12 protein-coding genes and 1 pseudogene are annotated in these 12,940 nt (G+C 64.7%); 10 read left to right on the top strand and 3 right to left on the bottom strand.

Going from position 1 to position 12,940, the window contains the following annotated elements:
* Nucleotides 1–24 precede the first annotated feature (24 nt).
* A complete protein-coding gene (locus tag PIN01S_RS16110; RefSeq protein WP_084336839.1) occupies nt 25–273 on the top strand; it encodes a hypothetical protein in 249 nt (82 codons plus the stop codon).
* 39 nt (nt 274–312) lie between these two features.
* Here the strand turns inward: PIN01S_RS16110 and PIN01S_RS16105 are convergent, their stop codons facing one another.
* Nucleotides 313–1,938: a recombinase family protein gene (locus PIN01S_RS16105; protein ID WP_084336837.1), complete on the bottom strand. Its 1,626-nt coding sequence runs from the start codon at nt 1,936–1,938 to the stop codon at nt 313–315.
* Between the two features lie 56 nt (nt 1,939–1,994).
* Here PIN01S_RS16105 and PIN01S_RS16100 point away from each other — a divergent pair.
* From PIN01S_RS16100 to PIN01S_RS16085, 4 genes and pseudogenes are all read left to right on the top strand, one after another.
* Nucleotides 1,995–2,264 (top strand): annotated as a pseudogene (locus tag PIN01S_RS16100) (LysE family translocator); the annotation flags it as partial.
* 26 nt (nt 2,265–2,290) lie between these two features.
* The gene (dapD, locus tag PIN01S_RS16095; RefSeq protein WP_084336835.1) at nt 2,291–3,325 is read left to right on the top strand and encodes a 2,3,4,5-tetrahydropyridine-2,6-dicarboxylate N-succinyltransferase; all 1,035 of its coding nucleotides are present in this window, start codon (nt 2,291–2,293) and stop codon (nt 3,323–3,325) included.
* A 72-nt stretch (nt 3,326–3,397) separates the two neighbouring features.
* The gene (locus PIN01S_RS16090; protein WP_084336833.1) at nt 3,398–4,603 is read left to right on the top strand and encodes an aminotransferase class V-fold PLP-dependent enzyme; all 1,206 of its coding nucleotides are present in this window, start codon (nt 3,398–3,400) and stop codon (nt 4,601–4,603) included.
* Nucleotides 4,600–5,013 carry a SufE family protein gene (locus PIN01S_RS16085; protein WP_084336831.1) on the top strand — a complete coding sequence of 138 codons (414 nt, stop codon included), beginning with the start codon at nt 4,600–4,602 and terminating at the stop codon, nt 5,011–5,013. The genes PIN01S_RS16090 and PIN01S_RS16085 overlap by 4 nt, the downstream gene beginning before the upstream one ends.
* A gap of 46 nt (nt 5,014–5,059) precedes the next feature.
* On the opposite strand, the gene tcdA is transcribed toward PIN01S_RS16085, so the two are convergent.
* Nucleotides 5,060–5,866: a tRNA cyclic N6-threonylcarbamoyladenosine(37) synthase TcdA gene (tcdA, locus tag PIN01S_RS16080; protein ID WP_084336829.1), complete on the bottom strand. Its 807-nt coding sequence runs from the start codon at nt 5,864–5,866 to the stop codon at nt 5,060–5,062.
* A 112-nt stretch (nt 5,867–5,978) separates the two neighbouring features.
* Here tcdA and PIN01S_RS16075 point away from each other — a divergent pair, with 112 nt between their 5' ends.
* From PIN01S_RS16075 to PIN01S_RS16055, 5 genes are all read left to right on the top strand, one after another.
* A complete protein-coding gene (locus PIN01S_RS16075; RefSeq protein WP_084336827.1) occupies nt 5,979–7,130 on the top strand; it encodes an iron-containing alcohol dehydrogenase in 1,152 nt (383 codons plus the stop codon).
* A 192-nt stretch (nt 7,131–7,322) separates the two neighbouring features.
* Nucleotides 7,323–9,911: a glycosyltransferase gene (locus PIN01S_RS16070; RefSeq protein WP_084336825.1), complete on the top strand. Its 2,589-nt coding sequence runs from the start codon at nt 7,323–7,325 to the stop codon at nt 9,909–9,911.
* A 114-nt stretch (nt 9,912–10,025) separates the two neighbouring features.
* Nucleotides 10,026–11,177 carry a succinyl-diaminopimelate desuccinylase gene (gene dapE, locus PIN01S_RS16065; protein ID WP_084336823.1) on the top strand — a complete coding sequence of 384 codons (1,152 nt, stop codon included), beginning with the start codon at nt 10,026–10,028 and terminating at the stop codon, nt 11,175–11,177.
* Between the two features lie 2 nt (nt 11,178–11,179).
* Entirely contained in the window at nt 11,180–11,986 is an 807-nt protein-coding gene (locus PIN01S_RS16060) for a putative RNA methyltransferase (RefSeq protein ID WP_084336822.1), read from the top strand.
* Nucleotides 11,987–12,027: 41 nt separating this feature from the next.
* The gene (locus PIN01S_RS16055; protein ID WP_084336821.1) at nt 12,028–12,396 is read left to right on the top strand and encodes a hypothetical protein; all 369 of its coding nucleotides are present in this window, start codon (nt 12,028–12,030) and stop codon (nt 12,394–12,396) included.
* Between the two features lie 162 nt (nt 12,397–12,558).
* Here the strand turns inward: PIN01S_RS16055 and PIN01S_RS16050 are convergent, their stop codons facing one another.
* Entirely contained in the window at nt 12,559–12,768 is a 210-nt protein-coding gene (locus PIN01S_RS16050; RefSeq protein ID WP_084336820.1) for a cold-shock protein, read from the bottom strand.
* Between the last annotated feature and the right edge of the window lie 172 nt (nt 12,769–12,940).

The raw sequence follows: 12,940 nt of genomic DNA, 5'->3' as shown, positions 1-12,940 counted from the left end.
AGCACGCACAAAGGAGACTCACGCATGTCGTGGAATACGGAAGATAACAAGCAAGAGCGCGGCAAGATCGACCAGATGTTCGTTTCCCTAACGGAAGAATGGGAGGTGAAACAGTTCGTCGACACTTACCTTACGAGAAGGGGCGGCGCCCTGACCGACGCAAACCGCAACATCATCATCAAACACATGAAGAGCTACCCTGGCAAAGCGCCCATAAAAAGGGATGATTTAAACGCCCACTTGGACAACATCATCACTGTAAAACCTGCCTAATCCGCACGCCCAGGCCAAAACCTGGGCGTCTTTCATTCATCAGTTTTGCAGCCTATCCGTCCCAGCCGTCCACACCCCGGTCTTTCGATCTATTCTCATCCAACGCCGCTGCCCGGCCTTGGATATCAGCAGCACATCGAGATGCTTGGCGCGCCCCTCGGCGGGAATCAAGCCCTTCATGTAAATGACGATGCGTTCGAAGGTGTCCATCATGAGTTGCCGAACCCGGTCACGAGCATCGACATCCTGAGCCTCTACCGCACTCGCCAAAGCCGCCCACCGCTGGGCGTCTGCAGGCGTCTGCCTTGTCGCAGCCCCCGCTAATTCGCGCTCGGCCTGCTGGAGTTCGACCTGGCCCTCCTGAATCTGCGCCTCCAACTCCCTCGCCTTCCTGACGAATGCCAGCGGCGCCGCCCCCTCACTCTCGCCGGCGAGCAAGGCATCCGTGACTCGAGCCAACTGCCGCTCCAGGTCCTCGACTCGCCGCCGAATGCCAATCACCCGCTGCCGCAGGTCCTGGCCTTGAACGGCCGGCTCATGTAGACGCTGTAGATTCATCTGATCGGAACAGTAGGCCATGACCGCCCGCTCCAAGGGCGCCACGCTCGTAGAATTCGCAGCACACGGGTTGCCGACTTGGGCCGAGGAACAGAGCATCCGCCGGTACGTATCCCGCAACCGGCCGGCCTCATCCACTTTTCCTTTTTGATTCATGGCGCAGACACTCAAGCCGCAATATCCACACCACGCCAGGCCAATACCGGTAATGATCCCAGGAATCGAGCCCTTGCCGCGCCGACGGTGACGCTGCCCGCTCAGATCCTGTAGCTCATCGAACTCATCCGCGCTCATCAGCGCCGGGTAGTACCCCTCAAGCAGATATTCGACGCCATCTACCGAGATCCGCTTTGCCCCCTTCAGGCCAACCAACCGAACAACCCTGTAGAGCTGCGCAGCACGGAAGCCCCACCCTTCCAAATCGAAACCACGGTGCACCATCAGCTCATGAAGCCGTTTGGCCCCCATTCCCTCCCTGTAACGGGCGAGCGCGAACAAAACGGCCTCCACCCGCTCCGGAATCAACTCCCAGGCGTTGCCATCCCACCGCACCCAGAAGGGGTCTGCGCCATTGCGAATCACCCCTCGGAATGTGCCGGCCTGCCAGCCCTCACACTGCCGGCGAATCGCGGCCTTGACGCGCTTGCTTTTGGTATCGCTTTCCTCGTGAGCGCGAATCATCACCAAAAGGCTATACACCAGGTCCATCGGCTGGGCCTTGAGGCGCTCCCGGTTGTACTCACGCCCATCGCTGGCGGTCACCACAGTGATGCCCGCGTTGATGATTTGAGCCAGCTGCGCCTGGGCCTGAATCGGTTCCGCCCGACTCAGCCGGTCAAGCCCCTCGACCACCAACACAGAGCCAGGCGCGATCCGCCCGTCATCTACCGCCTTCAGAAAGACTCCAAGCGCCCCCTGGGTGACGTGCCGCTGGTGAAAAGCGGACAACCCCTCATCCCTCAACGAAAGGGATTCATCCAGCTGCAACCCCCGCTCAGCAGCCCAGGCCCTGGCGTACTGCATCTGCCGATCAGCACTATGCCCTCCGGCCTGCTTGGGATCGGAGAACCGCAAATAGCTGTATACTTTTCCGCCCTGAGATCGCATATACAAAATCAAGCATCCCGCAGATGATGTGTAATCTTCACAGTATATATTCGCAGGCGTTGGGGAATCCCAAAGCCATCCTGATCTTCACCGCTTTCCTGCCGCAGTTCATCGATCCGCAGCAGCCGCTGGGTGCCCAGTTCGCCCAACTGGGCGCAGCCTTCCTGGTTCTGGAATGGCTGGCCATCGCCCTCTACGCCCTGGCGGGCGTGCACCTCGGCCGGCTCCTTGCCGGCCCGCGCGCCCGTCGCCTGTTCAACCGTGGTTGCGCCGCCCTATTGGGCAGCGCCGGTCTGGGCCTGCTGCTCAGCCGGCGTCCGGCCTGACCTTCGCCATCGTCATAGGAATCGATATGTCCCAATCCCTCTACAGCCTGGCCTTCGGCGTCGGCACCCAGAATCGCCAGGGCAACTGGCTGGAAGTCTTCTACGCGCAGCCGCTGCTCGCCCCTTCGGCCGAGCTGGTCGCAGCAGTCGCCCCGGTGGTGGGCTACAGCGGCGGCAACCAGGCCATCGCCTTTACCACCACCCAGGCTGCCGAGCTGGCCGAAGCCATCAAAGGCATCGACGCCACCCAGGCGAAACTGCTGACCCGCCTGGCCGAAAGCCAGAAGCCGCTGGTCGCCTGCCTGCTGGCCGAGGATGCCGCCCTGACCTCCACTCCCGAGGCCTACCTCAAGCTGCACCTGCTCTCCCACCGTCTGGTCAAGCCGCACCAGCAGAACCTGACCGGCATTTTCCCGCTGTTGCCGAACGTCGCCTGGACCAGCCAGGGTGCGGTGGACCTTGCCGAGCTGGCCGAGCGTCAACTGGAAGCCCGTCTGAAAGGCGAGCTGCTGGAAGTCTTCTCGGTGGACAAGTTCCCGAAAATGACCGACTACGTGGTGCCGGCCGGCGTGCGTATCGCCGACAGCGCGCGGGTCCGCCTGGGCGCCTACGTAGGTGAAGGCACCACCGTCATGCACGAGGGCTTCATCAACTTCAATGCCGGTACCGAAGGCCCCGGCATGATCGAAGGCCGCGTCTCGGCCGGCGTGTTCGTCGGCAAGGGCTCCGATCTGGGCGGCGGCTGCTCGACCATGGGTACCCTGTCCGGCGGCGGCAACATCGTCATTTCCGTCGGCGAAGGCTGCCTGATCGGCGCCAATGCCGGGATCGGCATCCCGCTGGGCGACCGCAATACCGTGGAATCCGGCCTCTACGTCACCGCCGGCACCAAGGTCGCACTGCTCGACGACAAGAACCAGTTGGTGAAGGTGGTCAAGGCTCGCGAACTGGCCGGCCAGCCGGACCTGCTGTTCCGCCGCAATTCGCAGACCGGCGCGGTGGAGTGCAAGACGCACAAGTCCGCCATCGAGCTGAACGAAGCGCTGCACGCGCACAACTAAGAGGAGCAGCGGAAAGCTGCAAGCCATAAGCAAGGAAAGCTGCTTTGGCTTGCAGCTTACGGCTTGGAACCTATGGCTCTTGATTCTCCCTGGCGCTCCGATTTCCCTGCCCTCGCCGCGTTCGAGGCCGAGGGCCAGGTCTACCTCGACAGCGCCGCCACGGCACAGAAGCCGCAAGCGGTGCTCGACGCGCTGCTCGGTTACTACACCAGCGGCGCGGCCAACGTGCACCGCGCCCAGCATCTGCCGGGCGAGCGCGCCACCCGCGCTTTCGAAGCGACCCGGACCAAGGCAACGCACTGGCTGAACGCCCATAGCCCGGCCGAAATCGTCTTCACCCGCGGCGCCACCGAGGCGTTCAATCTGCTGGCCTACGGCCTGGAGGCGGAATTCGAGGCGGGCGACGAGATCGTCATCAGCGCCCTCGAACACCACGCCAATCTGCTGCCCTGGCAACAACTCGCCCTGCGGCGCGGCCTGCGCCTGCTGGTCCTGCCGCTGACCGCGGAGGGTGTGGTGGATATGGACGCCGCTCGCGAATTGATCGGTCCGCAGACCCGCCTGCTCGCCATCAGCCAGCTATCCAACGTCCTCGGCTGCTGGCAGCCGCTGACGGAGCTGATCGCCCTGGCCAAGGTGCACGACGCGCTGACGGTGGTCGACGGTGCCCAAGGGGTGGTCCATGGCCGCCACGATGTCCAGGTGCTGGGCTGCGACTTCTATGTGTTCTCCAGCCACAAGCTCTACGGACCGGAGGGCGTCGGCGTGCTCTATGGCCGCAGCGAAGCCTTGCAGCGTCTGCGCCATTGGCAGTTCGGTGGCGAGATGGTGCACTTGGCGGACTATCACTCGGCGGACTTCCACGGTGCGCCCATGGGCTTCGAGGCCGGTACGCCGCCCATCGGTGGCGTCATTGCCCTCGGTGCCGCGCTGGATTACCTCGGCAGCCTGGACACCGGTGCCCTCTTCGCCCACGAAGCCGTGTTGCACGGCAAGCTGCTGGCGGGCCTCAAGGTGCGCGACGGTGTGCGCGTGCTCGGCACACCCCAAGCGGCCTTGGCCAGCTTCGTAGTGGACGGCGTACACACGGCGGACCTCGCCCACCTGCTCGGTGAGCAGGGCATCGCCGTGCGTGCCGGGCAGCATTGCGCCATGCCGCTGTACAAACGGCTCGGTCTGACCGGCGCCATTCGTGTCTCCCTCGGCCTGTACAACGACACCGCGGATCTGGACCACTTTTTCACCGCCCTCGACCGGGCCCTGGAGTTGCTGCGATGACCCTGCCGGACAGCGCCAACGAGGCCCTCGCCGCCTTCGGCCAGAGCGGCGGCTGGGAACAGCGGGCACGCCTGCTGATGCAGTGGGGCGATCGGCTGGAGCCATTGAGCGACGAGGAAAAGCAGGAAGCCAACCGCGTGCACGGGTGCGAAAGCCAGGTCTGGCTGGTTGGCGAACCCGGCGCCGATGGCTGGCGGTTCCGCGCAACCAGCGATGCCCGTCTGATCCGTGGCTTGCTCGCCGTGCTGCTGGTCCGGGTCAACGGCCTCGCGGGCGACGAACTGGTCAAGCTGGACCTGGCCGACTGGTTCGCCCAACTGGGCCTCGCCCGCCATTTGTCGCCTTCGCGCAGCAACGGGATGAACGCCGTGCTGCAGCGCATGCGCGAGTTGGCACGACCGACCGGCTAACTGCCGCTCGCCCGACCAGTGCACCAGTCGGGTCACTTACGACCGATCAGGCGCCGCTGCGACGCTCCGCCGGCCGCCGTGTGCCCGCCACCAGTTTGTCCACCGCCCGTGCGGCGGCGACCAGGCCGAAACTGGCGGTGACCATCATCGCCGCGCCGAAGCCACCGGCGCAGTCCAGCTTGACGCCTTCGCCGACGAAACTCTTCTGCTGGCACACCCCGCCGTCCGGCTTGGGATAACGCAATTGCTCAGAGGAAAACACGCAGGGCACGCTGTAATGGCGCCCCGGCGTGCGGGAAAAACCGTAGTCGCGCCGCAGCGTCGAGCGCACCCGGGCGGCCAGTGGGTCATTGAAGGTCTTGTTCAGGTCGGCGACCTGGATCTGCGTCGGGTCGATCTGCCCACCCGCCCCGCCGGTGGTGATGATCTGGATCTTGCGCCGCTTGCACCAGGCGATCAGCGCCGCCTTGGCCGGAACACTGTCGATGCAGTCGATCACGCAATCGAGCTGCTCGGTGATGTATTCGGCCATGGTCTCGCGGGTGACGAAATCGGCCACCGCATGCACCGCGCAGGCCGGGTTGATGGCGCGGATGCGCTCGGCCATGACCTCGACCTTGGGCTTGCCGACCGCGCCTTCCAGGGCATGAATCTGCCGATTAGTGTTGGTCACACAGACGTCGTCCAGATCGAACAGAGAGATTTCCCCGACACCGGAACGGGCCAGCGCCTCGGCGGCCCAGGACCCGACCCCGCCAATCCCGACCACCGCCACGTGCGCGGCCGCAAGCCGCTCCAACCCCTCGCGCCCATAAAGACGGGCGATGCCGCCGAACCTATCGTCTGTAGTCATGCCGTACCTCGCGAACAGGCAGGCATTATAAGCCGTGCTGAATATCCGGCCATGCGTCCGCCCGGGGTCGAGCAGGACTATAGTCAGGCGATGACGATACAGGGAGCCGGTCATGCGCAACTTCACTTTCTATAACCCGACCCGCATTCATTTCGGCGAAGGCCAGATCGCCAAGCTGGCCAGGGAAATTCCCGCCGGCAGCCGGGTGCTGGTCATCCACGGCGGCGGCAGCATCTTCCACAACGGCGTCTGGGAGCAGGTGGAAGCGGCCCTGCCCGGCTACAGCCTGTCGCGCTTCGGCGGCATCGAGCCCAACCCGCAGTTCGACACGCTGGTGCGTGCCATCGAACAAGGCCGGGAGGAAGGCTGCGACTTCATCCTGGCGGTCGGTGGCGGCTCGGTGATCGACGGCAGCAAGTTCGTCGCCGCCGCGCTCCGCTATGACGGCGACCCGCTCGACCTGCTCACCGGCACCCGGGTCCAGGCAGCCATGCCGCTGGGCTGCGTCCTGACCCTCGCGGCCACCGGCTCGGAAAGCAACCCGCACGGGGTGATCACCCATGTGGCGCGGCAGGAGAAGCTGTCGATCTCCAGTTCGCTGCTCTACCCGCGCTTCGCCATCCTCGACCCACGCACCACCTTCAGCCTGCCGCCCCGGCAGATCGGCAATGGCGTGGTGGATGCCTTCGTCCACACCGTCGAGCAGTACCTGACCTATCCGGCCGACGCCCCGCTGCAGGACCGCTATGCCGAAGGGCTGCTGCAGACGCTGATCGAGGAAGGCCCCAAGGCCTTGGCGAACCCGCAGGACTACAAGGTCCGCGCCAATCTCATGTGGTGCGCCACCCAGGCGCTGAATGGCCTGCTCGGTTGCGGCGTACCGCAGGACTGGGCGACCCACATGATCGGCCACGAATTGACCGCGCTCTATCACCTGGACCACGCCCAGACCCTGGCCGTCGTCCTGCCGGCGCTGCTCACCGAGCGGCGCGAGGCCAAGCACGCCAAGCTGCTGCAGTACGCCGAGCGGGTCTGGCATATCCACAGCAGCGACGAAGACGCTCGCATCGAGGCGGCAATCGACGCCACCCGCGAATTCTTCCAGCGCATGGGGATACCGACCCGGCTGTCCGAGCACGGTCTCGATGCCGAGGTGATCCCGCAGGTGCTGGCGCAACTGGAGCGACATCGGATGGTCGCCTTGGGCGAACGTCACGATATCGATCTGGCGACCAGCGAGCGGATTCTCCTGCGGGCGCTGTAGTTCGCATTTCGGGGACTTCCAGCGAACTTCCCCGCGCTTCGGTGGACCAACCTGGGAGGTCGTCGGCACATCGCGACGGCCGAAACGAAGGCACCTATACAGGTACTGGGCGCGGTAGTAGGATGCGCGCCAGCAGCGTTCGCCTGCTTCCCCCCCTCCTTCGTTCCGCCCTTTGGAACACGAAAAACCTCTATGTCATCGCGCAAATTTGGAATCAACTTGGTGATAGTCGTGGCGGTCGCCGCGTTGTTCACCGGCTTCTGGGCCTTGTACAATCGTCCGGTCAACGCCCCGGATTGGCCGGAGCAGATTTCCGGCTACTCCTTCTCGCCGTTCCACCTGGATCAGAATCCCCAGGACAACCGTTACCCCAACGACGAACAGATCCGTGCGGACCTCGAGCTGCTGAGCAAGCAGACCGACAACATCCGCACCTATTCGGTGGAAAACTCCCTCGCCGACATCCCGCGCCTCGCCGAGGAGTTCGGCCTGCGCGTGACCCTCGGCGTGTGGATCAGCCCCGACGAGGAACGCAACGAGCGCGAGATCGCCAAGGCCATCGAACTGGCCAATGCCTCGCGCAGCGTGGTCCGGGTGGTGGTGGGCAACGAAGCGCTGTTCCGCCGCGAGATCAGCCGCAAGAAGCTCATCGAATACCTCGACCGTGTCCGCGCCGCAGTCAAGGTGCCGGTCACCACCTCCGAGCAGTGGCACATCTGGCAGCAGTACCCCGAACTGGCCCAGCACGTCGATCTGATCGCCGCGCACATCCTCCCGTACTGGGAATTCATCCCGATGGAGGACTCCACCCAGTTCGTCCTGGACCGCGCCCGCGACCTCAAGCAGACCTTCCCGAAGAAGCCGCTGCTGCTCTCCGAAGTCGGCTGGCCGAGCAACGGGCGCATGCGCGGCGGCGCCGAGGCCTCCCAGGCGGACCAGGCGATCTACCTGCGTACCCTGCTCAACACGTTGAACAGCAAGGGCTACAACTATTTCGTCGTCGAAGCCTTCGACCAGCCGTGGAAAGTCAGCGACGAAGGCTCGGTGGGCGCCTACTGGGGCGTGTACAACGCCGAACGCCAGCCCAAGTTCAATTTCGAAGGCCCGGTGGTGGAAATCCCGCAGTGGCGAATCCTGGTGATCGCCTCGGTGGTGCTCGCCCTGCTGGCCCTGGCCCTGCTGCTGATCGACGGCAGCTCGCTGCGCCAGCGCGGCCGGACCTTCCTCACCTTCGTGTCCTTCGCGGCGGGCTCGATCCTGGTCTGGATCGGCTATGACTACAGCCAGCAGTACAGCACCTGGTTCAGCCTCACCGTCGGCTGCCTGCTGGCCATGGGCGCGCTGGGCGTGGTCATCGTCCTCCTCACCGAGGCCCACGAACTGGCCGAGGCCGTCTGGACCAGCAAGCGCCGCCGGCCCTTCCCACCGGTCACCGCCGAGAACGCCTACCGGCCCAAGGTCTCGGTCCACGTGCCGTGCTACAACGAACCGCCGGAAATGGTGAAAGAAACCCTCGACGCCCTGGCCCGCCTCGATTACCCGGACTACGAAGTCCTGGTGATCGACAACAACACCAAGGACCCGGCCGTCTGGGAGCCGGTGCAGGCCTACTGCGAGACCCTCGGCCCGCGCTTCCGCTTCTTCCATGTCGCACCGCTCGCCGGGTTCAAGGGCGGCGCCCTGAACTACGCCCTGGAGCGCACCGCTCCGGATGCCGAAGTGGTCGCGGTGATCGACTCCGACTATTGCGTCAGCCCGAATTGGCTGAAGCACATGGTGCCGCACTTCGCCGACCCGAAGATCGCCGTGGTGCAGTCGCCGCAGGACTACCGCGACGACAAGGACTCGCTGTTCAAGAAGCTCTGCTACGCCGAGTACAAGGGCTTCTTCCACATCGGCATGGTGACCCGCAACGACCGCGATGCGATCATCCAGCACGGCACCATGACCATGACCCGCAAATCGGTTCTCGACGAGCTGAAATGGGCCGGCTGGTGCATCACCGAAGACGCCGAACTGGGCCTGCGGGTGTTCCAGAAGGGCCTGTCCGCTGCCTATTTCGAGGACAGCTACGGCAAAGGACTGATGCCCGACACCTTCATCGACTTCAAGAAGCAGCGCTTCCGCTGGGCCTACGGCGCCATTCAGATCATGAAGCGGCACGCCCGCAGCTTGCTGTTCGGCAAGGACACCGCCCTGACCCGCGGCCAGCGCTACCACTTCGTCGCCGGCTGGCTGCCGTGGATCGCCGACGGTCTGAACATCTTCTTCACCATCGGTGCGCTGCTCTGGTCGGCCGCGATGATCATCGTGCCGCAGCGGGTCGACCCGCCATTGCTGATCTTCGCCATTCCGCCGCTGGCGCTGTTCTTCTTCAAACTGGGCAAGATCCTGTTCCTCTACCAGCGCCAAGTCGGCGTCAACCTGAGGGACGCCTTCTACGCTGCGGTGGCCGGCCTGGCGCTGTCGCATACTATCGCCAAGGCGGTCCTGTACGGTTTCTTCACCAGCAGCATCCCGTTCTTCCGTACGCCGAAGATGAAAACCAACAGCGGCCTGCTGATCGCGCTGGGCGAAGCCCGCGAAGAGGTCTTCGTCATGCTGCTGCTGTGGGGCGCCGCCGCCGGCATCGCCGTCGTCCAGGGCTTCCCCAGCCCGGACGTGATTTTCTGGGTCGCCGTGCTGCTGATGCAGTCCCTGCCTTACCTGGCCGCGCTGATCATGGCCCTGCTGTCTTCGGTGCCGAAGCCGCAGGAAGCCGTCGAGCCCGCCATCGCCTGACCGAACCGGCCGGGCGCCGCTGCCGAAAAGCAGCGGCGCTCGCCACCGCCCGGTAATCGTTTTGCTTTAAGATGTGCGCCTTTTCCACGCCCCTCGCCTTGCTGGAGTCGCGCCATGACCGCCCCCTCCCCCGCCCTGTCGCCTACCCTGGAACTGGCCTGCGAGCTGATTCGCCGCCCATCGGTCACACCGGTGGACGAAGGCTGCCAGGACCTGATGATGCGCCGGCTGGCCGCCGTCGGTTTCACGACCGAACGGATGCGCATCGAAGAGGTGGAGAACTTCTGGGCCAAGCGCGGAGGCGACGGCCCGGTGCTGTGCTTCGCCGGCCACACCGACGTGGTACCGACCGGCCCCCTGCAGGCCTGGCAGCACCAGCCATTCGAAGCCCTGATCGATGAGCAGGGCATGCTCTGCGGACGCGGCGCGGCGGACATGAAAGGCAGCCTGGCGGCAATGATCGTGGCGGTGGAGCGCTTCGTCGCCGATCACCCGCAGCACAACGGCGCCATCGCCTTCCTCATCACCAGCGACGAGGAAGGCCCGGCCCAACACGGCACCAAGGCCGTGGTCGAGCGTCTGGCCGCACGCGGCGAGCGCCTGGACTGGTGCATCGTCGGCGAACCCTCCAGTACCTCCCTGGTCGGCGATGTGGTGAAGAACGGCCGGCGCGGCTCGCTGGGCGCCAAGCTGACCATTCGCGGCGTCCAGGGTCACGTGGCCTATCCGCACCTGGCGAAGAACCCGATCCATCTCGCGGCGCCGGCGCTGGCCGAGCTCGCTGCCGAGCACTGGGACGACGGCAACGCCTTCTTCCCGCCGACCAGCTTCCAGATTTCCAATATCCAGTCCGGAACCGGTGCCAGCAACGTGATTCCCGGCGAACTCCACGCGATGTTCAACTTCCGCTTTTCCACCGAATCCACGGTAGAGGGCCTGCAACATCGCGTTGCCGCCATTCTCGACAAGCACGGCCTGGACTGGCACGTGGAATGGGCGCTGTCCGGCCTGCCCTTCCTCACCGAGCCGGGTGCGCTGCTCGATGCGGTGGCCGCCAGCATCAAGGACGTCACCGGCCGCGACACCACCCCTTCCACCAGTGGCGGCACCTCGGACGGACGTTTCATCGCCACCATGGGCACCCAGGTGGTCGAACTCGGCCCGGTCAATGCCACCATCCACCAGATCAACGAACGCGTCCTGGCCAGCGACCTCGACCTGCTGACCGAAATCTACTACCAGACCCTGGTCAAGCTGCTGGCGTGAACATGCTCATCTGCCCTCTCTGCCAAGCGCCGCTGAGCCCGGTCGAAAACGGCGTGGCCTGCCCGGCCGGCCACCGTTTCGACCGTGCCCGCCAGGGTTATCTGAATCTGCTGCCGGTGCAGCACAAGAAAAGCCGTGATCCGGGCGACAACAGCACCATGGTCGAAGCCCGGCGCCGTTTCCTCGACGGCGGGCACTACGCGCCGCTGGCGGCGCGCCTCACCGAACTGGCCGCCGAGCGCGCACCGCGGCGCTGGCTGGATATCGGCTGCGGCGAAGGCTACTACACCGCGCAAATCGCCCAGGCGCTGCCGGAGGCCGAAGGCTACGCGTTGGATATCTCCCGCGAGGCGGTGAAACGCGCCTGTCGCCGGGTACCGCAACTTTCCTGGCTGGTGGCGAGCATGGCCCGCGTTCCGCTGGCCGACGCCAGTTGCGACCTGATCGCCAGCGTGTTCAGCCCGCTGGACTGGCAGGAGGCCCGGCGCCTGCTGGCACCGGGCGGCGGCCTGCTGCGCATGGGCCCGACCGGCGAGCATCTGCTCGAGCTGCGCGCCCGCCTGTACGACGAGGTCCGCGACTACGACGACACCAAACACCTGTCGCAGATTCCCGACGGCATGCGGCTGGCCCACAGCGAGACACTCGACTTTGTGCTGGCGCTCGACACCCCGGACGTACGTGCCGACCTCCTGGCCATGACGCCCCACGGTTGGCGCGCCAGCGCCGAGCGTCGCGCCGCGGTGATCGCCGAGCCGTTCGAGGTACGGGTGTCCATACGCTACGATTGGATCGAACGACTGGCCTGAGCCCACGCCTGCCAGAACCCACAGCCCACCAGGAAACCCGCATGCGTCAACCGGATATCGAGATCTACCTGAAGGATGCCGATCAAGAAGACGTCACTCGCTGGCTGAGCGAAGCGCTCGGCCCCTGCACGCCGTGGCAGCGCAAGGGGCAGACGTTCAAATGCGAGGCCGATGGCATTCCGGTGACCTGGCTGCCCAACGCCGTGGGCAAGTGGCACAGCCTCTATTTGGAAAGCGACGCCACGCCCTGGGCGGATGACCTGGCCTGCGCGAAAGCGGCCTTCGCCACGCTGGGCGTGGAAATCCGCTGCGCACCGGGCGGCTGGAACGAAGAAGAAGGCGAAGAGCAGGCCGACCGCTGGCTAAGCGTCAATGCCGACGGCGAGAAAGAGATCATCTGGCGCACCTGAACGGTACGCTGAAAAGCCTTCACGAACCCTGCGACCGGTACCGAACGGTCCGGCGTCACGGGAAACAGGCACGAGCTGGACGATATGCTTCGCATAACGAAGCACCGGGCAATGCCTGTAAAAACAAAAGGCCCATCGTAGGATGGGCCTTTTGTTGAGGTCTCACATTCTGGCGACGTCTTCCGCCTGCAGGCCTTTCTGACCTTGGATCACCGAGAACTCGACCTTCTGGCCTTCGACCAGGGAGCGGTGACCTTCGCCACGGATGGCGCGGTAGTGAACGAACACGTCCGGGCCGCTTTCGCGCTGAATGAATCCATAGCCTTTGGCATCATTGAACCACTTGACGGTTCCGACCTCACGATCAGCCATTACCACATTCTCCAACTCGCAATTTTTTTGATTGCCCCCAGAGTTGAGGACCTCGACGGTTCGGCAAAAACGTTCTTCTTGTTATATCCAACCCCGGCCGAAGAGAGCATGGAGCGGGTATTCGAATCGCGTTCTTAAATCGACCGCCACCGAAGTATAAAGCAAGACCTGC

Source organism: Pseudomonas indica NBRC 103045 (assembly GCF_002091635.1).
Lineage (GTDB): Bacteria > Pseudomonadota > Gammaproteobacteria > Pseudomonadales > Pseudomonadaceae > Pseudomonas_M > Pseudomonas_M indica.
The sequence above is the reverse complement of the archived record's forward strand: the minus strand, read 5'-3'. Positions and strand labels throughout refer to the sequence as shown.

What these genes read in the sequence shown, in the direction of transcription:
- PIN01S_RS16105 (WP_084336837.1), bottom strand. Translation starts at nt 1,938, where the DNA reads ATGCGATCTCAGGGCGGAAAAGTATACAGCTATTTGCGGTTCTCCGAT.
- PIN01S_RS16050 (WP_084336820.1), bottom strand. Translation starts at nt 12,768, where the DNA reads ATGGCTGATCGTGAGGTCGGAACCGTCAAGTGGTTCAATGATGCCAAA.
- PIN01S_RS16085 (WP_084336831.1), top strand. Translation starts at nt 4,600, where the DNA reads ATGACCCTGCCGGACAGCGCCAACGAGGCCCTCGCCGCCTTCGGCCAG.
- PIN01S_RS16055 (WP_084336821.1), top strand. Translation starts at nt 12,028, where the DNA reads ATGCGTCAACCGGATATCGAGATCTACCTGAAGGATGCCGATCAAGAA.
- PIN01S_RS16060 (WP_084336822.1), top strand. Translation starts at nt 11,180, where the DNA reads ATGCTCATCTGCCCTCTCTGCCAAGCGCCGCTGAGCCCGGTCGAAAAC.
- dapE (WP_084336823.1), top strand. Translation starts at nt 10,026, where the DNA reads ATGACCGCCCCCTCCCCCGCCCTGTCGCCTACCCTGGAACTGGCCTGC.
- dapD (WP_084336835.1), top strand. Translation starts at nt 2,291, where the DNA reads ATGTCCCAATCCCTCTACAGCCTGGCCTTCGGCGTCGGCACCCAGAAT.
- PIN01S_RS16070 (WP_084336825.1), top strand. Translation starts at nt 7,323, where the DNA reads ATGTCATCGCGCAAATTTGGAATCAACTTGGTGATAGTCGTGGCGGTC.
- PIN01S_RS16090 (WP_084336833.1), top strand. Translation starts at nt 3,398, where the DNA reads ATGGCTCTTGATTCTCCCTGGCGCTCCGATTTCCCTGCCCTCGCCGCG.
- PIN01S_RS16075 (WP_084336827.1), top strand. Translation starts at nt 5,979, where the DNA reads ATGCGCAACTTCACTTTCTATAACCCGACCCGCATTCATTTCGGCGAA.
- PIN01S_RS16110 (WP_084336839.1), top strand. Translation starts at nt 25, where the DNA reads ATGTCGTGGAATACGGAAGATAACAAGCAAGAGCGCGGCAAGATCGAC.
- tcdA (WP_084336829.1), bottom strand. Translation starts at nt 5,866, where the DNA reads ATGACTACAGACGATAGGTTCGGCGGCATCGCCCGTCTTTATGGGCGC.